The sequence below is a fragment of the Pseudoalteromonas sp. XI10 genome, from assembly GCF_001469895.1.
GTDB lineage: Bacteria > Pseudomonadota > Gammaproteobacteria > Enterobacterales > Alteromonadaceae > Pseudoalteromonas.
This window is the reverse complement of the sequence record NZ_LOPY01000051.1, coordinates 140,531-165,962: the sequence shown is the minus strand read 5'-3', so window position 1 is coordinate 165,962 and position 25,432 is coordinate 140,531. Positions and strand designations below refer to the sequence as shown.

Below are 25,432 nucleotides of genomic sequence, written 5' to 3'. Positions count from 1 at the left end.
CCAAATGGGCTAATCCATTCGTTTAGTTCCAATATTTCCATCCCTGCAAGTAATAGTGCAGCACATTAGGCTCATCAAGCGTCGATACTTTTTCATTGTTAGCGCTAATATCTGGAGTGAAAATAAACAATTGTGCGTCATTTTCTGGGCGGTAAAAGCGGGTTTTAACTGGCAATACTTGTTGGTTATTGCACATCAAGTTGCAAGCCATAACAAAGCCCCATTCGCCAAAAGAGGGCACATTCAAATGATAAGGCAGGGTGTGCGCAAAGCCTGCTGCACTAAGTGTGTTATTGATAGACCAAAATGCTTGCTTCGCAAAAAATGGGCTGGTGGCCTGGGTCACTACTATACCGTTATTTGGTAATCGTGTTTTTACTAGTTGATAAAACTGCTGACTGTAAAGCCGTGCAAGGTTGATTGCTTTTGGATCCGGTAAATCAATAAAAATAATATCGAACAGCTGTTCGTTTTGCTCAATAAACACATAAGCATCTTGATGAATAACCGTCACTTTAGGGTCACTGAGTGAGTGCTTGTTAAGTGTTGTCAGGTTGTGATTAGTTTGCGCAAGCTTAGCGACTGCTGGATCTAAATCGACTAGGGTAATAGATTCTATTTGCGGGTATTTCAAAAGCTCTCTAGCTGCTAAGCCATCGCCACCGCCTAAAATTAGAATATGTTTGGCATTACCATGGCGCACCATAGCGGGATGAATAAGCGCTTCGTGATAGCGATACTCATCAATCGATGAAAACTGTAAGCCACCGTTTAAATAAAGCCGAATATCATCTTTATGACGAGTCAGTACGATTTGCTGATAGGGCGTTTGCTCCGAGTGTACTACACGATCATCGTAGATTTGGCTTTGCCAAAGGTGGGTGAGCTGTTTACTAGCAAATAAGCAAAGCACTAATACTGAGCAGACTAAAACTAATGTGAGTCTAAGCACTTTTCGACGATTTGGGCTGATATGGTCGATAAAGTACCACAGCAATAACAGCGCAATACTTAGATTCATTAAGCCAAAGCTTAAGGCTGTTTTAAAAACCCCAAGCCAAGGTAAAAATAGAAAAGGAAACAGTAAAGTCGCAAGCAGGGCGCCAAAGTAGTCAATAGATAACACGTTGGCGAGGTTTGCTTTTAGCGCATAATGTTTTTCCATTAGGCGACTTAACAGCGGAATTTCTAAACCAATCAAAATACCAATTAAGCTGGTGAGTAAAATACTAATTGCTTGCAGTGGTAAGCCAAACGCATAACAGAAATACAGCAATGGCACACTCAAACCGCCAAGTAGTGCAAGCGCAAGCTCAAAACCAATAAAATACACCAGCAATGGCTTATCAGGCACAAAGCGGGAAAAATAAGAGCCAACTCCCATTGCCGCCATATAGACGCCAATTGTTAGAGAAAATTGGGTGATGCTATCACCCAAAAAGTAGGCACCGGTAGTTGCGATCAGTAGCTCATAAATAATAGAGCAAAGGCCAGCAACAAAAATACTAAACAGTAAAATGTGGCTTTCGCGAATTGATTTATTTACCACCTGGGCCGCCTCGTGAACGGAAACCTGCACTGCCAATACTTTGTTCACGCAATTGTTTATCAACACTTATCGTGAGGTGGTGATAGGAGTAAACTTGCCAATCTTGCTCTTTGTCACCTTTGCTATATGCCAAGAAGGAAAAGAAAAGCACGGGTGCTAAAAACAGTAACACAATAGGCCAAACTGAGATGCGCGATTCCATTGCTTTTATAGCCTCAGGGTTTAACTTATTGATTGGTTTATAAGTAATATCAGAGCCTTCACGCTCAGCTTCTAAACGATGCAGTATTACAAATAGCGCTACACCGCCGATGAAGCCAGAAATCCATAACAGCGGTAGCATAAAATTACTGTTACCTTTGATTGGGATAATACGAAACGTATAACTAAAATGTTCGGCACGCTTATTTGGGCCAAACGTACTACTGACGTAGGCGCTATATTGCCCCTTCTTAGGGAAGTGGACATCGTGATGAGTATAATCACGGTACTCAGTCCATTTACCATCTGAATCGTGTCCGGTTTCAGCCCAAAGTTCATCAGAGTAACTAAATAAATAGTGACCATCAGGGTCAAAAACTTCGATATCAATGGCTTTCCATGAGTTTAAAGGTAGTCTGCCTTTAATTTCTAAGCGCATCATTTGGCCATCTTCTGGCACAGTAAATAGGTAAGGTTTTTCTTGTCCGTCGTAGTCTTTAAAGTTGCCATATTGGCCACTAATAAGTGGCGCTTGTAGATCTGCACGTATTACTAAGCAAACAACAAATGTGATAGCGGCAATAATAAAAAGCTTATAGATGTTCATCCATTACTCCATAAATAAGCTTAAATAGCGATAGTGATGATAACAGCAACACAGATTGCAATGCTGCTTTCAATAACCGCAACGGCGGTGTTTTTGTCGTGCATTGCTTGGTCTAGCGAAATTTTGCTAAAGATAATTTTATCAACGAGGTAACGCACAATTGGTAAAATTAAAAAGCCAAATAATGCGTCAATAAAGAATAAGCTTAAGCTTTGTTGCCAAGTATGAAAGCCTCCAATGAGCGCATGACACAAGATAATAGCTAACGCCAACATAGTGCCTGAAAAGCTAAGTGCAACGGCTTTGTTGCCTTTTTCGAGCTGTTCATGAAGATTAAAAGCAGTGAGGTGATCATAGCCTTTGGCAAAAATGATCAGCATTAGTTGCCCTAAAAAATAAAACACTATGGCTGATAACCAGCTGCCTTCACCGGTTAATGCGCCACCAATGATCAGTGCTGCGGCCATATAGTTTGCTGCTTGTACTAAGCCCACAGCCTCATTTTGTTGGTTAATTAATTGCTCTTGGTTGCAGAACAAACGCAGCAGTAATTTGTCATTTAAAATACGTGAGCAAGTGAGCAGCACCATACCTAATACACTGTACAGTGATACATTCATCAAGTCGCTTAGCAAACCTTGGCTAGGCCCAGCTAAAACAAAGCCATAAATAATGGTAATTGCCCCTAAGTAGCCGCCAATAGATAAACCTAAGGCACTGTTGGCATTATCTGTTAATTGGCTGGTGGTGTTATAAGGGGTTGCTAAGTTATACGACAGTTTTGCAACGGCTATGATCGCAATGAACAGACCAATATAGGCGCTGTTGTAGGCCATTGTTGCGAGGTAATGGGTTAAGTTAATATCCATATAATTATGTTAGCTTGTTGTTATTTTCCGAAAATATTAACACAGAGTGTTTGTTGCAAAGAATATCAAAGCTTCATTTTTGGCAGAATTAATCAATTTCTTAAAAGTTTCATAGCTTTTGCCTGTCTCATTGTTAGGTTATGGGTTAAAATAACAACATAACCAACTAACAAGATAGTGAATGTCAAAACAGGATCCAAATCTCAGTCGAGAACAAGAAAAGTACGAAAACCCCGTCCCTAGCCGTGAGTTTATACTTACTCACTTAGAATCTCGCGCCAAACCAGCAAACTTCACACAACTTTGTGACGAATTACATGTGAATGATACAGAGCGTCAAATTGCGTTCAAACGTCGTTTACGTGCTATGGAGCGCGATGGTCAACTGTATTTCAATAAGTTTAAATGCTACGCATTGATCGATGAATCAGGCCTAGTTAAAGGCAAAGTCATTGGTCATCGTGACGGATTCGGCTTTTTAGAAGTTGAAGGTGAGAGTAAAGATTGGTTTATCGCGAAGCACCAAATGAATATGGTGTTGCACGGTGACATTGTGCTTGCTAAAGGCAATCGCAAAGGCTCAAGTGGCAAATGCGATGCACGCATTATTAAGGTATTAACCAATGAGCGTGCGCCGATTGTTGGCCGCTATTTTGTTGAACATGGTATTGCTGTTGTTGTGGCTGAAGACCCACGCATAACGCAAGATATTATGATTCTACCGGGTAGTGAAAATGGTGCACGCCACAACCAAATGGTGCAGGTGCAAATTACCCAAAACCCAAGCCGACATATGAATGCGGTAGGTAAAGTCACTGAGGTACTGGGTGAGCATTTAGCACCGGGTATGGAAATTGAAGTTGCACTACGCAATCACGATATTCCCCACGTTTGGCCTGAAGCGGTTGAAAAGCAAGTTGCTCATTTAGGTGAGTTTGTTGATGAACAAGCAAAGCAAGGTCGCGTTGATTTACGTGACTTACCGCTAGTTACAATCGACGGTGAAGATGCCCGAGACTTTGACGATGCCGTTTACTGTGAGCGCAAACCATCAGGTGGTTGGCGTTTATGGGTGGCCATTGCCGATGTGTCGCACTACGTAGGAATGAACACGCCTCTGAATAAAGAAGCGATTGAACGTGGTAACTCAGTATACTTCCCTGAGCAAGTTATTCCGATGCTGCCAAAAGTGCTATCGAATGGCTTGTGCTCATTGAACCCAGAAGTTGACCGTTTATGTATGGTTGCTGAGATGACGGTGTCAGAAGCGGGTAAGTTGTCTGGGTATAAATTTTACGAAGCGGTGATGAATTCACACGCTCGTTTTACCTACACTAAAGTGAATGCGATTTTACAAGGCGATGAAAAGCTGCGTGAAGAGTATGCTAAGATGGTGCCACATTTAACTGATTTACAGCAAATGTACATGGCACTTAAAGCTGCTCGCCAAGACCGTGGTGCGATTGAGTTTGAAACCTTAGAAACGCGCTTTGTGTTTAATGCACATCGTAAGATCGAATCAATTGTGCCTGTGGTTCGCAATGATGCACACAAACTTATCGAAGAGTGCATGATTTTAGCGAACGTATCGGCAGCCCGATTATTAGAAAAGCACGAGGCGAGTGCGCTTTATCGTGTGCATGATGAGCCTGATGCTGAAAAGCTGGGTTTCTTCAGAAACTTTTTATCAGAGCTTGGTATCGAAACCGCGATTTCTGATGAGCCAACACCAAAAGAAATAACCCAAGTGTTAGCTAAATTAGGCGACCGCCCAGAAGCTGAGCTTATTCAAACCATGTTGCTTCGTTCAATGAAGCAAGCGGTTTATCAGCCAGATAACATTGGCCACTTTGGTTTAGCTTTACCAGCTTATGCCCACTTTACATCGCCAATTCGTCGTTATCCTGATTTAGTAGTGCACCGTGCAATTAAAGCCGTGCTCAAGGCGCAAGGTCAGCAAACATCGGGTGAGTATGCCTACACTGATGACGAAGTTGATATTTTAGGTGAGCAGTGTTCAACCACTGAACGCCGTGCTGATGATGCGACTCGCGAAGTAGCAGATTGGCTTAAATGTGAATTTATGCAAGACCATGTTGGTGACGAATTTGGTGGGGTGATCTCATCGGTAACTAACTTTGGTTTATTTGTACGCTTAGATGATTTACAAATCGACGGCATGATCCATGTAACTAACCTGGGCAATGAGTACTTCCATTACGATGGTGCTAAGCATTGCTTGATTGGTGAACAAACTCACACCGTTTATCGTTTAGGCGATAAACTAACGGTTCAGGTGTCATCTGTCAGTCTTGATGAGCGACGCATAAACTTAGTGTTAGCAGGTGAAGCGCAACAAGACCGTTATGCGCGTCGTCGTGGCCGTAGTGCCCCTGCAAAACCAAGTGTTCGTGCCCAGCTCAAAGCAGGTAAAATTCCTGGTAAAAAAGCGCAGTCAGGCAGCTTTGAGGCAAAATCAGGCGACAAAGAGAATGAAAAACGTGGCAAGTCTTCACCTTCTAAAGGGCGTAAAAAGCCTAATAGTAAACAAGCTGATGCTGTAAAAGCCGGCAAAAAGAAGAGTAAGAAAAAAGCCACCAAAAAGGCAAAAAGACCGGGTAAGAATGCCCGTAAACGTAATGGCCGAGGAGCAAATAATACGTGAGTAATGAATTAATTTTTGGTTTTCACTCAGTTGAAGCAATATTAGCAAAAGAGCCTGAGCGCTTTTTAGAAATATACGCTTTAAAAGGGCGTGAAGATAAACGTTTAAACCCGGTTATTGACCAAGCACGTAAATTCGGTATTTCTGTACAATTTATGCAGCGTAAAGCGCTTGATAATAAAGCAAATGGTGAGCAGCACCAAGGCATTATCGCTAATGTAAAAGCGGCGCGCATGTATAACGAAAAAGATCTTGATGAGATCATCGCCCGTGAAGAAACGCCTTTCTTATTGGTGCTTGATGGCATTACTGATCCACATAACTTAGGTGCCTGTTTACGTAGTGCAGATGCTGCGGGCGTACACGCGATTATCGTTCCTAAAGATAAGTCTGCAAAACTTAACGGCACAGCGCGTAAAGTAGCGTGTGGTGCAGCAGAAACAGTGCCATTAGTTCAAGTAACCAATCTTGCGCGTACGCTACGTGAAATTAAAGATGCAGGCGTTTGGGTTGTTGGAACTGCCGGTGAAACAGATACTGAATTATTTGATGCAAACCTAACAGGGCCAATGGCTGTTGTAATGGGTGCAGAAGGGGATGGTATGCGCCGTCTTACTCGTGAGCATTGTGATTTATTAGTTAAAATCCCAATGGCTGGTTCGGTATCTAGTTTAAATGTGTCAGTTGCGACCGGTATTTGTTTATTTGAAGTGTTACGTCAGCGTAATGCAACGCAAATCTAACTACCCCGAAATTTCAGACACAAAAAAAGCCGATGTTACATCGGCTTTTTTTGTACCTAACAGTTCTGATTAGATTTTTGCAAAAGCGTCTTGTAGTGGTGGTACTACTTGCTTCTTACGGCTTAATACGCCATCTAACCATACGCGACCGTCTTCTGATTTAACATCATAGGCAGCTTCGATTACTGATACGTCATCAGACGCAATTAGCATTTCTGAGCCTTCTTTCATGATATCAGTTAACAGGAGTAATACTGAGTGGCGACCGCCTTCTTCTTTAAGCTTTGCGATGTCAGCTTCAAGGTCTGCTTTGATCTCATCAAATACAGCAAGGTCGATAACTTCTAGCTGGCCAATACCTACTAGCTTACCGTTCATGTTGAAGTCTTTGAAATCACGCATTACTAAATCGCGTACAGGCGTGCCTTCAACTGCTGATTTAACCTTGAACATTTCCATGCCAAGTTCTTTGAAATCTTCGATGCCAGCGATTTCAGCAAGTGCTTCAACACACTTGATATCAGCTGTTGTGCACGTTGGTGATTTAAAGATTACAGTGTCGCTTAAGATAGCGCATAACATGATGCCTGCGATATCTTTTGGAATCTCTACGTTGTAGAAGTCATACATCATTTTGATGATAGTGTTTGAACAACCAACTGGGCGGATCCAACATTCTAGTGGTGTTGATGATGTTAAGTCGCCTAATTTGTGGTGATCAACAACACCCACAACACGTGCTTCATCGATGTCATCAGGTGCTTGTGTTTTTTCTGTGTGGTCAACGATATAAACGTCTTCGCCTGCGTAGCTAAGTTTTAGCTCAGGTGCTTCGAAACCGAATTTATCTAGGATAAATTGTGTTTCAGGTGATACTTCACCTAAACGCGTCGGGATCGCAGGTTCATTGATCTGGTTTTTTAAGTAAGCAAGCGCAATTGCACCGCAAATTGAATCTGAATCAGGGATCTTATGACCCACTACATACATTGACATTGACATTGACGGAACTCCTTTAAATTTGGCGGATATTTTAGCAAAGTATCGACAGATTGATACATAACAGACATGAAATTTTGTTGATCAATTACAACTGCCAATTAATGTCCTTTTTGGTTACACTTTAAGATATTGAAAACTGAGGAAGATACTGATGCGCTTGAGCCGAAAAGCATGGAATAATGTGGTGATTATTTCGATGCTATTGATGATTTTTTTCTTCAATGGTCTACATAAAAAGCTCAATACACAGCCTGTTGAAGAAGGAGTACAAGCATTACTCCCAGAGCAAAGCTTTATTTTGGCGATGGCATTTCCAGAATTAAAAATCGAACGTATCGGCACCTCTTGGCGTAGCCAATCACTGCAAGAAACCACATGGCAAGGCGATGAGCATCAGCTCGAACAACTTGTTGAACTTTGGCAACATCAAAAACTGACTATTGCCAGTCTCCCTGTTAGTAAAATTTCACAGACATCGGCTGATTATGTTGCCTCCGTGTGGCTAGCCGGGGAGCAGTTGCCAGCGGTGTATCAGTTGTACAACATAGATCAGCAATACTATTTATTAGATAAGCGGTTACAACGATTATTTGAGCTTGAACAAGCTGATGCTGCTAAGTTATTTCCGTTATACCCGTTTTAAGAGAGTCACAGATGCCTGAATTACCAGAAGTTGAAGTTAGCCGTTTGGGAATAACGCCGCATGTGCTTAACCAAACAGTGACCAAAGTAAATATTCATAACGCCAGTATGCGTTGGCCTGTGCCTGATGATGTATATCAATTACAAGGACTTAAAGTTACTTCAGTGGAGCGTAGAGCAAAATATTTATTACTCGGTTGTGAGCTGGGTAGTGTTATTTTGCACTTAGGAATGTCGGGCAACTTACGAGTTGTGAGCGCAGATGAGCCATTAAAAAAGCACGACCATATCGAATTTATTTTAGCCTCAGGTAAAGCGCTAAGACTCAACGATGCGCGTCGCTTTGGTGCCTGCTTATGGCAAGCACCAGGCGAATGTCATACCTTGCTAACCAAGCTTGGGCCGGAGCCACTTACCGATGAGTTTGCTGCAAAGCGTGTTTACGAACAGTCTAGAAATAAAAAAGTACCAATAAAACAGTTTATTATGGATAACGCTGTGGTCGTTGGTGTAGGTAATATCTATGCCAATGAGTCGTTATTTAAGGCCGGAATTCACCCGAAACGAGAAGCCGGCAAGGTGTCTTTAAAGCGTTATCAGCAATTAGTGCCTATTATTAAAGAAACACTTGCTGCGGCTATCACGCAAGGCGGCACAACATTAAAAGATTTTGCTCAAAGTGATGGTAAGCCGGGTTATTTTGCCCAACAATTACTAGTTTATGGTCGCAAAGGTGAGCCATGTGTAACGTGTAAAGAGCCATTAAAAGAAATTAGATTAGGGCAAAGAAGCACTGTGTACTGCTCTAATTGTCAAAAATAACAAAGAATCCCTCATCTATGTAGTATTGCAACAGATAGCAAGATAGAGACAGGCTTAAGGAATGAGAAGGTTGTATGCTATTAAACAAATACGTCATAGGGTGCGTGTGCTTAGCGGCACTGCTGGGTTGTTCTAAAGAGCAACCTCAAGTTATCGTTGAAGAAGTGGTTACCGCTGAGGTTAAGCAGTTTGATGTGCCGCTGTATGGGAATTACGTGGCGCGTACAGATGCATCACTTGATGTTGAAGTACGCGCAAGGATCACTGGCTTTGTACAAAGTGTTGAATTTGTTGAAGGTAGCTGGGTAAACGAAGGTGATTTACTCTATACCATTGATGATAGACCTTACCGAGCTAAGCTTAATCGCGTTAAAGCGGCGCTGCAAAAAGACCAAGCAGCGCTGGCTAAAGCAAAGCGCGATGTTACTCGTTTAAAACCCCTCTATGAGCAAGACGCAGCAAGTCAGCTCGACTACGACAATGCAATTTCTATTCAAGAGCAAGCGCAAGCGTCATTATCAGCAACCCAAGCAGAACTTGAAGAAACCAAGCTCGATTTAGAATATACCCGCATTACGGCGCCAATTAGTGGCATGGTTGGTAGCTCTGAAGCCGATCTCGGTGCTTTGGTCGGCAGTAATGGTATTTCACTCCTTACTACCATTCAGCAAATAGACCCTATTTTCGTTAATTTTAATATGTCGGCACTTGATTATTTGAATGCCAAGCGGCGTATGACCAGCATGATGGAGCAGTTACAAGCCGAACAACAAGGCAAGGCGCTAGAAGGCTTTGTACGTATTTCTTTGCCTGATGGCAGCGAGTATCGATATTGGGGCGATGTGAGTTTTACCGACCCTAAAATTAGCCCGAAAACGGGCACCTTTAAAGTAAGAGCAAAGCTACCTAACCCTAATAGTGAGCTATTACCTGGGCAATATACAAAAGCACGGATTAAATTATCTGAGTTGAAAGATGCCATTGTCGTCCCTGAGGAAGCTACACAAGTTGAACAGGGTGGTATTTATGTGATGGTGGTACTTGATTCAGGTGAGATAGAGCGGCGCTTTATTGTTGTTGAGCATTACGGTGAACAAGGAATTGTTGCTAGCGGTGGCTTGAGTGCGGGTGAGCAAGTGGTGGTGAAAGGTTTACACCGTATTCGTCATGGTCAGCAAGTCAAGGCGATTTCGTTAGCCGAGTTTGAAAAACGCCAATTAACGCCAAACACGGGCACTATTCCACTGGCGCCAGATAAACCAAGCAAACAAGATGATGAAAAAAATCAGCAGGGAGCTTAACTATGTTTTCGCATTTTTTTATCAAGCGTCCAGTGTTTGCTATCGTTATTTCGTTAGTTATCTTACTCACAGGCTTGGTCTCGCTCTTTACTCTACCGATTGATCAATACCCAGATATTGCTCCGCCGTCGGTTAAAGTGTCTGCTTCATTCCCTGGCGCAACGGCTGAGACCGCATCTGAGTCGGTAGCCATTCCTCTTGAGCAAGAATTAAATGGCACACCGAATATGTTGTATATGGAGTCAAAGGCAACTAACTCTGGCAGTGTTGGGATCACACTCACCTTTGATGTTGGCACCGACCCAGATCTCGCCCTTGTTGATGTGCAAAACACCGCAAGCCAAGCAGGCAGTAATTTACCTGTTGATGTGCAAACTGAAGGGGTGAATGTATCTAATGAAAGTTCCGTTGAGCTGTTGAAACTGGCACTGACCTCTGATGATCCTCGCTATGACGAAATCTATTTGAGTAACTACGCCAGCATCAATGTTGAGGCGGCTTTAAAGCGTGTTCCGGGGGTTGGTAAAGTGCGTAACACCGGCTCGCGTTCTTATGCTATGCGGGTCTGGTTAAAGCCTGATATTTTAGCGGGCTACGAATTAACCGTGAATGATGTGACCACAGCAATCAAAGCACAAAATAAAGAGGCCGCTGCTGGGGAGATCGGGGCTCAGCCAATGAGCGATGCAATTAAGCTTAACTTTCCGGTGCGAGCACAAGGTCGGCTTAATAAGGTTGATGAATTTAATAACATTATGCTGCGAGTTAACAGTGATGGCTCGATGATCCGTTTGCGAGATGTTGCAAGGGTTGAGCTGGCTTCCTCTGCGTACACTTTAAATTCAAAACTAAATGAACAGCCCGCCACTATTTTGCAGGTTTATATGTTACCAGGCTCTAATGCATTAGCGGTTACTGAACGTGTTAAGGCTGAGATGGAACGCCTGAGCGAGGCTTTTCCAAAGGGAGTGAAATGGCAGTTATTTTATGATGCATCAGAGTTCATCAAGCTGTCGATTAATGAGGTGATCAATACCCTTATTCAAGCGCTTATCTTAGTGATTTTAGTGGTGTATTTATTTTTACAAAACTGGCGAACAACTTTAATACCCGCTTTAGCTGTGCCGGTGTCGATAGTGGGTACCTTTATCGCCTTGGCTGCATTTGGATTTACCATAAACAATGTCAGTTTATTGGCTATGGTATTGGCTATCGGCATCGTCGTGGATGATGCGATTGTCGTAGTCGAAAGTGTTGAGCGACTGATCAATGAGCAAAATATGGAGGTAGTTGCTGCTACTAAGCAAGCGATGACAGAGCTTTCTGGCGCCATAGTGGCAACCTCTTTAGTACTTGCTGCGGTGTTTGTGCCGGTGTCATTTTTAGCCGGTATTACGGGCATTATGTACCGAGAGTTTGCGATTTCAATTACCGTTGCGGTACTCATTTCAACCCTAGTTGCGCTAACCTTGAGCCCTGCTTTATGTGCGATTTTCTTAAAACCTAGCGCCCCATCAAATAATAAGATTTTTGTTAAATTTAATAGCTGGCTTGAAGGTGTTGGCGAAAAATACACCTGGCTTGTAAAGGTCTGCTCTGAAAAAGCAAAACGTAGTTATATTGGCTTTTTTATAATGGTAGGTGGCTGTTACTTTGTGTTTAGCCAATTACCAAGCAGCTTTATGCCGCAAGAAGATCAAGGACGCTTTTTTGTTGATATTACCTTGCCAGATGCGGCAACGGTTTCACGTACCAATGAGGTGATAAGTAAAGCCAACCAATTTGTTATGAACCATGCTGGGGTAGCTTATTCATTCACGCTAGCGGGTGAAAACCGCCGTGCTGGTAGTGCGCAATCACATGGTCAAATGGAGGTGATTTTAAAGCCTTGGCAAGTGCGTGCAGAGCAAGGTTTTACGGTCACAAGTGTGATGAATGATATTCGTGAGCAGTTGTATGCCATTCCAGATGCTGAATTTAATGTGTTTCAGCCATCGGCTGTGGCGGGGCTTGGTTCGGGCTCTGGTGTTGAGTTTGCGCTGCAAGAAAAAACGGGAGGCAACTTAACGAGTCTGGTTGAATCGCTTGAGGTACTGCTGGCAAATTTAAATAACCGCCCTGAAGTTGCTAAAGCAAGTAGCTCACTGCGTGGCTCAGTACCTCAGCTGTTTTTGGAGTTAGATAGAGAAAAAGCCATGGCACTAGAGGTGCCGATTGCCGATGTTTACAGCACAATGAAAGTGCTTACTGGCTCATCAACAATTAATGACTTTAATTTATTTGGCCGGGTTTATCGGGTTAAAGTTCAGGCTGAAGATGAATTTAGGGCACGCCCTGAAAACCTCAACGAATTTTATGTGCGTTCAAAAAATGGTGCTATGGTGCCATCAAATGTGCTTGCTAAGTTAAACTTAACAACCGGTCCGTCTGCAATAAATCGCTTTAATATGTTTACCAGTGCCATGGTAAATGTATCGCCAGCTGAAGGCTATGCATCGAGTGATGTAATTAACGTAATTAAAGAAGAAATGGCAAAACTACCGCCTAACCTTGGCTATGAATGGACAGGATTAACCTATCAAGAAATTCGCTCATCGGGTCAGCTAAGTATCGCTATCAGCCTTGCTATTGTGTTTGTATTTTTATTTTTAGCGGCGCTCTACGAAAGTTGGAGCTTGCCGTTTGCTGTACTACTAATAAGCCCGATTGCTATGTTGGGAGCCTCTGTATTGACCTTAGTGACGGGACATGAAAACAATTTATTCTTTCAAGTCGCCTTTATTGCCTTGATAGGCCTTGCTGCAAAGAACTCAATTTTGATTGTTGAGGTGGCAAGTCAGCTTTATCAAGAAGGTATGGATGCCGCTGATGCAGCAATAGAAGCCGCCCGTTCTCGCTTTCGGCCAATATTAATGACTGCAGCCTCTTTTGTGCTTGGTGTATTGCCGTTAGTACTTGCTTCTGGCCCCGGAGCGGTTGGTCGACAGTCAGTATCTATGCCTATTTTAGGGGGGATGTTACTGGCAAGCTCTATCGGCATAATATTAGTGCCGCTGTTCTTTATTACCGCTGCACGCTTTGTGAAAAAACAGCAAACACCGGCCTCTAAAGTAGTAGAGGAGCAAGTCGATGCATAAATTGTTACCATTGCTTTGTTTCGCCTGCATTCAAGGCTGTGCTGTAGGCCCTGATTTTGAAGCACCTGAGCATAGTGAAGTTGCTAATTTTATGGGCGCAACAGCTACGCCACAGTCGGAGGCTTTAGCGGGCTGGAAGCAAATTTATAGCGACCCTCATTTGCAAAAGCTGATTAGCCAAGCGCTTCTTAACAACCAAGATATGTTAATTGCGCAATCGAAAATTATCGAAGCGCGAGCTCGATATCGGATTACGTATGCCGCTTTATGGCCAGATGTGAATGTAGGGCTTACTTCAGAGCGAGAAGAAGAGCTCAATAGCAGCCCAGAAAATACTTTTGATTTAAAAGGTTACTTAAGTTGGGAGCTAGATTTATTTGGCGGCAACCGACGCGCAAGCGAAGCCGCACTGGCAAATTATTATAGCCAAGAGCAAGCAAGAAACGCGTTGCAGCTCGCCTTGATTGCTGATGTTGCGCAGCAGTTTTTTGCCCTCAAAGAAGTTGAAGAGCAATTAAAAATTAGCCTGAGTACGATTAAGCTTCGTGAGAAAGAGCTTGAAATTGCGCGTATTCGTAAAAAGGGCGGTATTATTTCAGGGCTAGAACAGCGCCAAGCCGAGGTTGAATTAGAGTCAGCGAAAGTGAAGATCCCGCCTTTACAGCATAGTGAAAGGCGGATTATTAATCAGTTAAAGTTTTTGATTGGTGATGCCAATGCTGATGTGCAAGGGGGGAATGAGTTATCTGTGCAAACCCTTCCTAAGCAATTACCCACAGGACTACCTAGTGAACTGTTAAAGCGTAGACCAGATGTGCAGCAAGCAATGTATCAATGGCAAGCGGCTATGGCTGAAATTGGGGTCGCAAAAGCGGCTTTATTTCCAAAACTTAATTTATATGCCGAGCTTGGCAGTGAAAGTACTGATTTTAGTGATTTGCTTGCCAGTAATTCGCAGGTTTGGTTGCTGGGCTCAGAGCTGTTAATGCCAATATTTAATATGGGCCGCAATCAGGCAAATTTAACGGTTGCGGAACAACGGGCTTATCAGGCAAGTATCAAATACCAAAAAACAGTGCTGGTGGCACTGCAAGAAGTGAGCAATCAGCTTTCGAATTATCAGTCTGCAGAGCAAAACTATGATGCGCAAAGAAGCTTGGTGCTCAGTAGCCAAGATTACTACCGCTTAGCACGCCTTAGGTATAGCAATGGTGTTGCCAGCTCCCTTGATTTAATGGATGCACAGCGCCAGTTATTTTCGGCAGAAATAGCTTTATCGCAGGCAAAGAATGATCGTCTGCAAAGCCTAGCAACGCTTTATAAAGCTCTTGGTGGCGGATGGTATGAATTAAGCGAACAGGAACTGGAAAAAGAAAAAGTGGTAGATTAATTAAAAGAGCATGCAAAAACATGCCCTTTTAAAAACTTATAACTCAAATGGTGCTACACCAACGGCTTTCATTTTATAGCCGACTTGAGCAATTTCACCAGACCAGGTTTCGGTGCTGATAACGCCAGTCACGACAATCGCATCGTATAGGCTTTCGATTGGTACGCCGTCTTTAATCGTGACATGCACAATTTGGTTTGGTGGCGGTGGTGGTACGTGAATACAAGCACCAAAATAAGGCACCAATAAGAACTCGGTGATCACTTCGCTGTCGCCTTCAAGGGGAACAACAAAACCAGGCAAACTTACTGATTGACCATTAAGTTCTTTTACCACGGGAGCATCAAGGTCTGGTTGCACCCAGTTTTGTTCAGAGCCTTCATGGTTTGCTTGCGCTTGGGTATCGATTTGCACATGACCTTTTGGAATTAAATCTTCCCAGAAGATTTCTTTAGGTGCGCCAGCATTAGCTCCAGCACACACAACTAATGCGACTAAAGCGACGAATTTTCGAAAAAACGGCATAACATTCCTTAAATTTTAATACTCATACCATCAGCAAGAGAGTAGAAATACGCGCGAGTTGCGGGAATTAACCCAACAATAAAGCCTGCAACCATTATCGCAGCTAAAAGCATGAGTTCATAGGATGACAATAAGGCTATATTTAGGCTTATTCCGGCATGGCTTTGCAAGTAATCTGCGCCGAGTAGCATTAAAGCATAGAATAATGCGATACCAACAATGCAGCCAAGCCCTGTAATGAGTAATGATTCGACACTGATCAAGGTGAAAATATGCCAAGGTCTTGCGCCAACAGAGCGCAAAATTGCAAGTTCTCTGCGGCGTTGATTGAGGCTTGAAAGCAGGCTCGTTAACATGCCAAGCAAACTGATCAGCACCACGACGATAGAAAATAATAGCAAGATTTTTTCAACAATAGAGAGCATTTCCCATAGTTCACGCAAAGTAACACCCGGCATGATGGCAAGCAGTGCCTCATCTCTGTATTGGTTGATATTACGACGTACTTGTAAGGTATAAAGTGGTGAATCGAAACCAAGTAAAAAAGCGGTTATTTGTTTTGGTGTGCCAACTAAATCAACATCATCATGCTGGTCGTGGTCGTGGTCGTGGTCGTGGTCGTGGTCGTGGTCATTTGCATCAGCCTGAGCGGCTTCATGCTGATGAGCATGACCACCATGAATCGCTTCAATTGCTGCAAGTGGAATATGTAGGGTTTTATCAACAGGCGTGCCTGTTGGTTTTAAAATACCGACCACTTTAAATGGGTTATCGTCATGATTATGAAAGCTGGTATTGCCCATGCCGTGCGCAATCACCACTTCATCGCCTAGCTGATAGCCTAAGCTGCTGGCAACCTCTGCACCTAAAACAACCTCAAATAAGTGATTAAACTCATGACCTTGTGAAAAGCTCAACGACTGCTTTTTAGCAAAGCGATAGTGCTCAAAATAGTCTTTATTTGTACCAAGTACAGCCAAGCCTTTATGGCTGTCGCCAAGTGATATAGGAATAGCCCATTTTACACCCCGTTGCTCAGTAATGTATTGGTAACTTTTCCAACTCACACCATTGTTAGCATGGCCAATGCGAAATACCGAAGACAGCAGCAACTGGATATCACCGGTACGCGCACCGACAATTAAATCAGTGCCAGAAATTGTATTGCTAAAGCTACTTTTAGCATCAACTCGAACCCGCTCAATCGACATCAATAACATTACGCTGATAGCAATGGTAAATAGGGTGAGTAGGGCGCTGGCCTTTCGGTTTAATAAACTTTTTGTGGCGAGTTTAATGAGTAGCATCTGTGCCTCCTTGTAACTCAACAAGGCTGATACTGCGGGTAAATAGCGTTTGTAATGTTTCATCATGGCTAACAAAAATTAGCGTGCTATTTGCTGCGCTTGCCTGCTCAAATAACAATTTTACGAATGCTTGGCGATTTTGTGTGTCGAGTGCTGAGGTAGGTTCATCTGCAATAATAATTTCAGGGCTGCCAATAAAGGCTCGCGCAGCGGCAACTCTTTGTTGCTGGCCAATACTCAGCTGTGCAACGGCTTGATGTTGCAAATTATCATTTAGCCCTAAAGCGCTCAGTAAGCGTCTTGCTTCAGCGGCTATTGTTGCACTATTTTTTAATGCGTTTTTTTGCCTTTGCTTTGAAAATTGGCAACCCAAAGTCACGTTTTCAATGGGCGATAAATAGGGTAGTAAATTAAAGTTTTGAAAAATATAGCCAATATGGTCGGCACGAAAACGGTCACGTTTACTATTACTCAGTTGGTTTATCGCTTTACCAAGCAGCTCGATATTGCCCTGTGTTGGCACTGTGACGCCAGCAAGCAGGGATAATAACGTTGACTTACCACAACCACTTGGACCGTGAAGAAAAACATGTTCGCCTTGATCAATATCTAGCTTAGTAATATTGATCGTCGGCTCGGATTGTTTTGCGTGCCATTTAAAAAGCACATTTTCAAGCGTGATCATAACTACCTATGAATTGTTACCATCGCCAGTAATTTAATTTTCTACGCATTTTAAAATTACGAATAAAATTACGTGGTTTCGGCTTAAGTGCAGGATTGCTCAATAGTAATTCATTGCTAGCAGCAAGTACACGTTGACTCGATAAGCCGTCTTGATATGGATGCAGTTGCTGGCAGAAGTGCTCAATTTTCGCCATTAATTCAGCAGGCTGTGTGAAGGCATAATCAATCGCCTCAGTTAGTTTATCGACATCTGTGACATCAATAAGGTGTTCGCCAGGTGCTTGGTTGCAGAACGTCACGACAGGCTTTCTTTGTAAGATAAACATAAGCAAAATAGATGAGGTATCACACAGCATGACATCAGCAGCTTGTAAGAGTGGTAATACATCATCTGTCTCGACAAAGGTTAGATTGTCGTTTTGAAGCGCTTTGTATTGTTCAACAAGCTCACTTGGCATTTTTGGGTGAAATTGCACCAAAATACGCCATTTACCTTGCTCACTGTACGCTTTTATTTGTTCGTATAATTTAGGTGCAAGAGAAAGGTTTCTAGAAAAAGTTGAACAAATTAAAAGAGTTTGCCTTTTATCGCCTTCATCTACGTATGGATTGTTTTCTATTTTTGAAAATAATGGATCTAGAGTAGGCCAACCTGTTTCTTTAGTTAAAAAGAAACCATGCTTTTTAGCTAGTTTCTCAAACTTAGAAGTTGTATTAGGGCCTTGGGTACAATACAGGTCAAAGCAGCCTCGGATGTTAAAATGATCTTCGTATCCTTTTCGATTTAGTTTTCCAGAATTAAAGCCGTGAAAAACAGCTACTTTTTTTCCTGGGATAAAGTTTGGAATTACATTCCCGGGAATGTATGAAATGTCTGGTTGCCACTGGATTACATCATCTATAGTTTCTAAACACGATTCATCTGAACGAAGGAAGTTCTGATTAACTTCATCACCATAGAAAAACCATTTAACTTCACCGCCACGGGCTAAAATCTCCCGTTGTAATGGGCGTAAGATCGCGTACGAATAGTTCTGTGAAATAAACATTAAATATTTTTTTTCTGCGGTAGCTGCTAAGTAATCCAAGAAAACCTCCTATTGCGAGGCGCCATTATAACGAAATATTGTTTATGACAGCAAAATTACTGAAAGTTTAAATTTTATGGTTTTTATTGTTTCTCTGGTTGCTGATGATAGTGCAATGATTGAGCTTTCAAGGCGTCTAGATTATTATAGGCGGCCATAACCCCAATCCCATACATGTGCTCATAAGAGCATGCCAAATACTATCGGAGATAGCATGACTAGCTATAAAGTTTTAGACGTAAACGATGATTTACCGATCCGTACCAAAGGTGCGGTACACAGTGGTAAAGTGCGTTCAGTTTATTGGTTAACTGATGAAGACAGCGCTCGTTTAATTAATGAAAAAGGTTATCAAGTTCCAAAAGGAACTGAGCTAGCTATTATGGTTATTTCTGACCGTATTTCTGCGTTTGATTGTATTTGGCAAGGTGAAAACGGTTTAAATGGTGTTCCTGGTAAAGGCATCGCGCTAAACTCTGTGGCATCTCATTGGTTTAAGTTATTTGATAAAGCAGGCCTTGCTGGTAACCATATTGTTGATATTCCACACCCTTATGTATGGATTGTGCGTAAAGCAAGTACTGTAAAAGTTGAAGCCATTGCTCGCCAATATATTACTGGCAGTATGTGGCGTGATTATGCGAAAGGCACGCGTAATTTCTGTGGTATTGATTTACCAGAGGGACTAGCTGCGAACCAAAAGCTAGATGAAGTGTTAATTACGCCATCAACGAAAGGCATTATCACAGGTGTTGCTGATATTCCTGAAGTAGATGATGTGAACATTACCCGTGAAAACATCACCAATAACTTATCTGTTTTTAACTTCAAGTCTGAAGACGATGTCGCTAAATATGAGCAATTACTTGTTGAAGGCTTTAAGCTGATCAGTGATGAACTTGCACAGCTTGACCAAATCTTTGTCGATACTAAATTTGAATTTGGTTATGTTGAAGACATTGATGGTTCAGATAAGCTTATCTACATTGATGAAGTAGGCACCCCTGATTCATCACGTATCTGGGATGGCCCAGCTTACCGTGACGGTAAAATCATTGAAAACTCAAAAGAGGGTTTTCGCCAGTTATTAATTAATAACGTGCCAGACAGCGATGTGTTATTAAATAAAGACCGCATGGACGAGCGTGAGCAGCTTGCTAAAGACTACACCTTGCCAGAATCAGTGATGCTTGAAGTGTCTGATACTTACGTTGGCATTGCGAGTAAAATCATTGGTCAAGAAATTACTATTCCAAGCGACCCACGTAGTGAAGTAATCGCTATTTTAGATAAAGAATACGGCTTAATTAAGCACAATTAATTGCTATTTTTTTAACTTAGATATGCTCTAAGTCAATATTATTAAAGCCAAGTTGGTTTTCTAGTAAAACTGCTTGGCTTTTTTCTTGCTTTTCATACCCTCTCTCATTAACTTAAGCTAAGATTAATCTATACTTATTAGCAAACTAGGCTAAGCAAGGTTCAATTATGACGTTTATTGCGCACTGTGCTCGCACGGTATGTTCTTTTGTAGTTCTGTGCAGCGCAGCAACTGCATTCGCTGCTGATATTTCATTTACCGTTCGAGATCAATTTGGTAAGCCTTTGGCTGATGCTGTAATCGAATTAGAAAATAATGCGAACTTACCGAGCACGCAATTACCCGTTGCTGTGATGGATCAGGTAAATAAGCAGTTTTCACCTAATGTATTGGTGATACAGCAAGGGCAGTCTGTTGATTTTCCTAATAGCGATAATATCCGCCATCATGTTTATTCTTTTTCAAGTGCTAAACCTTTTAATATTAAGCTTTACGCTGACCGTCCAGAAAAACCAGAGTTGTTTGATAACACCGGGGTTGTAGTCTTAGGCTGTAATATTCACGACTCTATGGTGGGTTATATCTATGTCGCAAATAGCGCTAATACACTAAAAACAGCAGAGGATGGCAAAGTACAATTAAAAGGTATTACTGTTCCAACTAGTATAACGATTTGGCACCCAAACCAAGCAAGTGAAATCAATAAAAAATTATCAGTCACTGTAACTGAGCAAGTCGCTGATATTACAATTAATACGAATGAACCTGCACCGCGTAATACGTTTGGTGAGATGTTTAAGGCAGATAATGATTCATAGTTTAAGAGGGCGGATCATAGCCTTATGCGTAAGCCTGGTTTTATTAACTAGTTTAGTCAGTTTAGCGAGCTCTTGGTGGTCGACAAATCGCTTTAATGATCAAAAGTTGCGTGAAGATATTAATGTCGCTGAAAATGTTTTTAAGCAATATTTAAGCGCTAAAGAAAGCCTGCTATTAACTGCTGCAAAGGTGCTGACCGCAGATTTTGGCTTTAAACAAGCGGTCGCAACTCAAGACGCCGATACCATTAGTAGTGTATTGAATAACCACAGTCGTCGAATAAATGCTGATTTGATGTTGCTTGTGGATTTATCAGGGCAATTGGTTTCAGCAAATACTGAATTTAATCATATGCCAGATGAGTTTTCTGCATTGATGAATGAGTTACTCATTGATGCTGAACAATCAAATTTCATTGTACTTGATCAAACCCTTTACCAAGTTATTTTACTACCGGTGCGCGCACCTCGAACTGTTGCCTACAGTTTAGTGGGCTTCGAGATTAACGATCTGGTTGCTGCAGAGCTTAAAAACCTCACCACTATGGATGTGAGTTTTATTGGTGAAGATGATGGTGTGGTAGAAACATCGCTGACCAAGCAACCACAAAGCACCTCTGTATTAGCGCATTTTAATAACGAGACAACGCAGCGCATATTTGGTGAAAAGCCAGTTTATAGAAACCGTCTGGTTGAACTACCATCTTTGCCCGGACACCTAGTTTCTGTGCTATTAAGTGCTGATTTAACCCAGAGTTATCGTGAGTTTGAACAGCTGTTTTTTACCATTATTGTGCTTGCTGCTATTACGGTTGTGATAGGCGTATTGACCAGTGGAATTTTAGCTAAAAACCTCACGACACCGCTTTCAAAGCTTACTTTACTTGCTCAGCAATTTGCCCGTGGCAACTATAAAGCTGAATTTGTAGGTAAAAAGCAAAGTAGTGAAATCACCACCTTAATTGATGCCTTTAACAACATGGGTAACGACATTAAAGAGCGTGAACAGCAAATAAGTTTTCAAGCTAGCCATGATTCATTAACTGGCTTTTATACCCGTTCTGCTATGTTAGAAAACATGGAAAACTTGTTTGCCGAAGGGGCTGAGTACACACTGGTTGCTATAGATATCCGCGGCCTTCGCCATATCAATGATAAATTAGGCCCGCGTATTGGTGATGATTGTTTAAAAGCGGTTGCTGAGCGTATTGGTGAATACTCTGCCTATTATCAAGGGGTGAATGCTCGAATAGGTGGTGATGAGTTTTTAACTTTATTGCCAGCAGATGAAACGAAACAGTTTAAAGATGCGGTAATGAAGTTAGTTGCTCAGTTACAGGCTGGCTACTTAATTCAAGGCTTAAATATTACCTTACGCTTTAGCGTTGGGGTGGTACATTGCCTTTCGCAAAATGTCAGCCCTGAGGATTTAATGCGTCGTTCGTTAATTGCTGTTGATACCGCATCTTGCGAGCATAAAACTATTCATTATTATCAAGAAGGTGAAGACGAAGAGCATCTTGAGCGCCTTGCAATAATTGATGAACTTAAGCAAGCCCTTGTTGATGATGACGGTCAGCTGTTCATGACCTATCAGCCAAAACTAAATATTAAAACTAATAGCATTGATAAAGTTGAGTCGTTAATCCGCTGGCAGCGCAAAGACGGTCAGTGGGTTTCACCAGAACTGTTTATTGATTTAGCAGAGCAATCGGGGGTGATTGTTGAGTTAACTTCTTGGGTTGTTAAAACCGTAGTGTCGCAAGTTGCAGCATGGCAACAGCAAGGTATTACTATGCAGGCTGCAATTAATGTTTCTGCGCAAGATATTGCATACCCAAGCTTTTACTCACACCTTGCTAAACAGTTAGAAAAACATGCTGTTAATGGGCGCTTGATCACAATTGAGCTTACAGAACGCGATATGATTGAGAACGAAGAGCAAGGTATTAAGGCGCTAGAAAACCTCAAAACCTTGGGGGTTAAAATCTCGTTGGATGACTATGGTGTAGGGCAAACATCGCTTGGGCGCTTAAAGTCATTACCGATTGATGAGCTAAAACTTGATAAGTGTTTTATTTTGCAATTAGATCAGTCTCGTCAAGATCAATACATAGTGCAATCTACGGTTACTCTAGGTCATCAGCTGGGCTTTTCGGTTGTTGCTGAAGGGGTTGAGAACAAAAATTCACTGGATATTTTAGTGCAAAATAAATGCGATTATGCACAAGGGTATTATTTAAGTAGGCCACTAAAATCAGAGCAGTTTTTGCAGTGGTTAGAGGTGTACAATGAAGCGTCTTAATTGGTTGTTTTGTCTGGCTTGCCTCGGTTTTGCAAGTTCAGGATTAGCTGCATCGGGTAAATTACTAGCAACGCCTGGTGTCTCACAAGTTGAAGGTAGTGCGGGTGGTGGTATTGTCCCTTGGGCGCAGCTTGCAGGCTATGCTAGTGATGATGAAATAGCAATAAATGGTTTTTGCAGCCGCGCTGATGTGAGTGATTACCGCTTAGATGTTTGTGGCGCGCAGCTAAATATTTATGATCGCGTTGAATTTAGTTACGCAGAGCAACGCTTTGAAGTTCCCGCATTAAATACCGATATTGAGCAATCAATTACAGGGGCAAAAGTACGCTTATACGGCGATATCGTTTACAGTAAATGGCCGCAGCTGAGCTTGGGTGTGCAACATAAATCACTTGATGATGGCAGTATCGCAAACCTACTTGGTGCCAAAGACACCAGCGGTACCGATGTATATCTTGCTGCTAGTAAATTACATTTGGGCGCGCTTGCTGGGTATAACTGGTTTTGGAATACCACCTTTCGTTATAGCGATGCTAATCAGCTTGGCTTGTTAGGCTTTGGCGGCCCTGATAGCGATAAAGAATTGTTATTTGAAGCATCGACAGCTGTGTTTTTAACCCACCAAATAGCCGTTGGTGTTGAGTATCGTGAAAAGTCCAATAACCTAGGCTTAGGGGAGCAAGATTGGCAGGATGTGTTTGTTGCTTGGTTTCCTAATAAGTATGTTAGCGTGACTGCTGCTTGGTTAGACTTAGGAAGTATTGCTGGGGCTAAGGATCAAACAGGTTGGTATCTTTCTGTAACAGGGTATTGGTAATGATGAAAACACTTTTTACATTTGTATTTGCCGTTATGTTAGCTGGTTGTGCAAGTAGCAACAATAGCTCCTTGTATCAGCAAATTAATGGCGAACAGGGAGTTGAAAAACTGGTTGATAGTTTTATCAATCAAATAGGCCGTGACGAACAAATTTTAGCTTATTTTAAACAAACGAATGTCGCCCATTTTCGACAAGGCTTTATTACTCATTTGTGTAGCGTCACCGACGGTCCTTGTGAATACAAAGGCGATAATATGGTTGATATCCACACCGGAATGAACATCCCTGAAAAAGACTTTAACCGTGTGGTAGAGCTTTTGATTAATGCTATGGACGAACAACAGATCCCGCAAACGGTACAAAATAAAATCCTTAGTCGCTTAGCACCACTTCGCCCTGAGGTAATTGATATTTAGCTAGAACAAACTTGGAATGTAAGCTGAAAGAATAAAGTAATTTATGTACAATAGCTTTTTTAAAAGTTTTTTGTTCTATTACTGTCATCTCACAAAAAAATAATAAAGATTGTTTAGCTTTTATGAATATAATTTTCGATACCCAAAGTCTCTACTACTTACCGCAATATATTCCGGTATATAAAAAACTACTTAGTAAAGGTATAACTAGTAGGTTTGTTTTTTATCGCAATAGCCATGAACAAACAATCCAGCAAATCATAGATGACAATGAACTTGAGCATATTTGGGTTGATAATCAAAAGCAAGCTATAGAATATTACGAAAATGAGCGAGCAGATTGGGTGTTTTTTGCAAACTCATTCGAGTTTTTAGACCGTTTACACAAAGTGTCTAAAAGCGCTCAGTTAGGACATGGCATTGGGCCTAAATCTAGTTATTACACCAAATCATCACAAGCCATGACAGTCAGGTTTGTTGAGGGGCAATATCGCCTTAAGCGTTTACAAAATATGTATCCAGATGATTGTTTTGTTGATGTGGGGTTTTGTAAACTTGACGATATTTTTAATCAAGTGCCTCTTGATGGTGCTTTAGATTTAACGAAATTTGATAAAAGTAAAAAGACTATTCTCTATGCTCCTACATTCTACCCAAGTAGTATCGAGCGCTTTCCAAAAAACTGGCCAGAGCAATTTTCTGAATTTAACATTCTGATCAAACCTCACTATTTCTCAATATGTAAAAGCCGCTATCAAAAGCAACGTGATTTATTAGAGCATTGGTCAAACTACGATAATGTTTATCTTGCTCGGGTTGAGGACTATTCACTATTACCATTTTTAGATCAGGCTGACTTACTTATAAGTGATGCATCTTCCGCTCTTTTTGAATTTGCTTTACTTAATAAACCTGTAATTTGGTGCGATTTCTTGAAGTTGCGTTGGAGCTACAGAGGTGTTTTCTCTTATCGTTTTAAACGTCGTATGGATCAAGACTACGGTGAATATGCCAATATTGCGGTACATGCAAAAAATTACAAAGACTTACACAAACTTGTTATCGAGCAACTTGAAAACCCTGAGTATTTGGCTGAGACAAGGCTTGAATTAGCTGAAAAGCTAGCAGGTAAACTTGATGGTAAAGCAAGTGAACGAATCGTCAATTACTTAGTCGAAAACAATTAAGTTATTAAGAGTACACACTGGAAAAAT

The 25,432-nt window shown here is 41.8% G+C and carries 21 protein-coding genes; 13 read left to right on the top strand and 8 right to left on the bottom strand.

Going from position 1 to position 25,432, the window contains the following annotated elements; translation table 11 throughout:
• Positions 1-22 precede the first annotated feature (22 nt).
• The 3 genes from AUR67_RS14970 to AUR67_RS14960 are packed head-to-tail and all read right to left on the bottom strand — an operon-like array spanning position 23 to position 3,226.
• Positions 23-1,549 carry a polyamine aminopropyltransferase gene (locus AUR67_RS14970; RefSeq protein WP_201024596.1) on the bottom strand — a complete coding sequence of 509 codons (1,527 nt, stop codon included), beginning with the start codon at positions 1,547-1,549 and terminating at the stop codon, positions 23-25.
• Entirely contained in the window at positions 1,539-2,357 is an 819-nt protein-coding gene (locus AUR67_RS14965) for a hypothetical protein (protein ID WP_058585884.1), read from the bottom strand. The genes AUR67_RS14970 and AUR67_RS14965 overlap by 11 nt, the downstream gene beginning before the upstream one ends.
• Positions 2,358-2,377: 20 nt before the next feature.
• A complete protein-coding gene (locus AUR67_RS14960; protein WP_058585883.1) occupies positions 2,378-3,226 on the bottom strand; it encodes a DUF350 domain-containing protein in 849 nt (282 codons plus the stop codon).
• Between the two features lie 181 nt (positions 3,227-3,407).
• On the opposite strand from AUR67_RS14960, the gene rnr reads away from it, so the two are divergent.
• Positions 3,408-5,891 (top strand): ribonuclease R, encoded by a 2,484-nt coding sequence (gene rnr / locus AUR67_RS14955; protein ID WP_058585882.1) that lies wholly within the window; start codon positions 3,408-3,410, stop codon positions 5,889-5,891.
• Complete coding sequence (rlmB, locus tag AUR67_RS14950; RefSeq protein WP_054561023.1) at positions 5,888-6,634, top strand: 23S rRNA (guanosine(2251)-2'-O)-methyltransferase RlmB; 747 nt, start codon at positions 5,888-5,890, stop codon at positions 6,632-6,634. Before rnr ends, rlmB begins: the two co-directional genes overlap by 4 nt.
• Positions 6,635-6,703: 69 nt before the next feature.
• On the opposite strand, the gene AUR67_RS14945 is transcribed toward rlmB, so the two are convergent.
• On the bottom strand, positions 6,704-7,630 hold the full coding sequence (locus tag AUR67_RS14945) for a manganese-dependent inorganic pyrophosphatase (RefSeq protein WP_058585984.1): 927 nt from the start codon (positions 7,628-7,630) through the stop codon (positions 6,704-6,706).
• A gap of 157 nt (positions 7,631-7,787) precedes the next feature.
• Here AUR67_RS14945 and AUR67_RS14940 point away from each other — a divergent pair, with 157 nt between their 5' ends.
• From AUR67_RS14940 to AUR67_RS14920, 5 genes are all read left to right on the top strand, one after another.
• Positions 7,788-8,279 (top strand): hypothetical protein, encoded by a 492-nt coding sequence (locus AUR67_RS14940; RefSeq protein WP_058585881.1) that lies wholly within the window; start codon positions 7,788-7,790, stop codon positions 8,277-8,279.
• Between the two features lie 11 nt (positions 8,280-8,290).
• Entirely contained in the window at positions 8,291-9,100 is an 810-nt protein-coding gene (mutM, locus tag AUR67_RS14935; protein ID WP_054552701.1) for a bifunctional DNA-formamidopyrimidine glycosylase/DNA-(apurinic or apyrimidinic site) lyase, read from the top strand.
• A gap of 74 nt (positions 9,101-9,174) precedes the next feature.
• The gene (locus AUR67_RS14930; RefSeq protein WP_058585880.1) at positions 9,175-10,401 is read left to right on the top strand and encodes an efflux RND transporter periplasmic adaptor subunit; all 1,227 of its coding nucleotides are present in this window, start codon (positions 9,175-9,177) and stop codon (positions 10,399-10,401) included.
• A 2-nt stretch (positions 10,402-10,403) separates the two neighbouring features.
• On the top strand, positions 10,404-13,538 hold the full coding sequence (locus AUR67_RS14925) for an efflux RND transporter permease subunit (RefSeq protein ID WP_058585879.1): 3,135 nt from the start codon (positions 10,404-10,406) through the stop codon (positions 13,536-13,538).
• Positions 13,531-14,928 (top strand): efflux transporter outer membrane subunit, encoded by a 1,398-nt coding sequence (locus AUR67_RS14920; protein ID WP_058585878.1) that lies wholly within the window; start codon positions 13,531-13,533, stop codon positions 14,926-14,928. The genes AUR67_RS14925 and AUR67_RS14920 overlap by 8 nt, the downstream gene beginning before the upstream one ends.
• A 36-nt stretch (positions 14,929-14,964) precedes the next feature.
• Here AUR67_RS14920 and AUR67_RS14915 read toward each other — a convergent pair whose 3' ends face one another.
• The 4 genes from AUR67_RS14915 to AUR67_RS14900 are packed head-to-tail and all read right to left on the bottom strand — an operon-like array spanning position 14,965 to position 18,535.
• The gene (locus AUR67_RS14915; protein WP_054552700.1) at positions 14,965-15,453 is read right to left on the bottom strand and encodes a DUF3299 domain-containing protein; all 489 of its coding nucleotides are present in this window, start codon (positions 15,451-15,453) and stop codon (positions 14,965-14,967) included.
• Positions 15,454-15,461: 8 nt separating this feature from the next.
• The gene (locus AUR67_RS14910; RefSeq protein ID WP_058585877.1) at positions 15,462-16,760 is read right to left on the bottom strand and encodes an ABC transporter permease; all 1,299 of its coding nucleotides are present in this window, start codon (positions 16,758-16,760) and stop codon (positions 15,462-15,464) included.
• Positions 16,747-17,445, bottom strand: coding sequence for an ABC transporter ATP-binding protein (locus AUR67_RS14905; RefSeq protein WP_058585876.1), 699 nt, complete (start codon positions 17,443-17,445; stop codon positions 16,747-16,749). The genes AUR67_RS14910 and AUR67_RS14905 overlap by 14 nt, the downstream gene beginning before the upstream one ends.
• Before the next feature lie 16 nt (positions 17,446-17,461).
• Positions 17,462-18,535 carry a CDP-glycerol glycerophosphotransferase family protein gene (locus AUR67_RS14900; RefSeq protein WP_235591847.1) on the bottom strand — a complete coding sequence of 358 codons (1,074 nt, stop codon included), beginning with the start codon at positions 18,533-18,535 and terminating at the stop codon, positions 17,462-17,464.
• Between the two features lie 214 nt (positions 18,536-18,749).
• Between AUR67_RS14900 and AUR67_RS14895 the strand changes: the two genes are divergently transcribed.
• The 6 genes from AUR67_RS14895 to AUR67_RS14870 all read left to right on the top strand — a co-directional run bounded on the left by AUR67_RS14895 (position 18,750) and on the right by AUR67_RS14870 (position 25,405).
• Positions 18,750-19,856: a phosphoribosylaminoimidazolesuccinocarboxamide synthase gene (locus AUR67_RS14895; RefSeq protein WP_058585875.1), complete on the top strand. Its 1,107-nt coding sequence runs from the start codon at positions 18,750-18,752 to the stop codon at positions 19,854-19,856.
• A 167-nt stretch (positions 19,857-20,023) separates the two neighbouring features.
• Complete coding sequence (locus tag AUR67_RS14890) at positions 20,024-20,674, top strand: methylamine utilization protein (protein ID WP_058585874.1); 651 nt, start codon at positions 20,024-20,026, stop codon at positions 20,672-20,674.
• Positions 20,664-22,979 carry an EAL domain-containing protein gene (locus tag AUR67_RS14885; RefSeq protein ID WP_058585873.1) on the top strand — a complete coding sequence of 772 codons (2,316 nt, stop codon included), beginning with the start codon at positions 20,664-20,666 and terminating at the stop codon, positions 22,977-22,979. The genes AUR67_RS14890 and AUR67_RS14885 overlap by 11 nt, the downstream gene beginning before the upstream one ends.
• Positions 22,966-23,799, top strand: a complete 834-nt coding sequence (locus tag AUR67_RS14880; protein ID WP_058585872.1) for a DUF3034 family protein — start codon at positions 22,966-22,968, stop codon at positions 23,797-23,799. Before AUR67_RS14885 ends, AUR67_RS14880 begins: the two co-directional genes overlap by 14 nt.
• Entirely contained in the window at positions 23,799-24,218 is a 420-nt protein-coding gene (locus AUR67_RS14875; RefSeq protein ID WP_058585871.1) for a group I truncated hemoglobin, read from the top strand. The genes AUR67_RS14880 and AUR67_RS14875 overlap by 1 nt, the downstream gene beginning before the upstream one ends.
• 122 nt (positions 24,219-24,340) lie before the next feature.
• Complete coding sequence (locus AUR67_RS14870) at positions 24,341-25,405, top strand: CDP-glycerol glycerophosphotransferase family protein (protein ID WP_058585870.1); 1,065 nt, start codon at positions 24,341-24,343, stop codon at positions 25,403-25,405.
• Positions 25,406-25,432 lie beyond the last annotated feature (27 nt).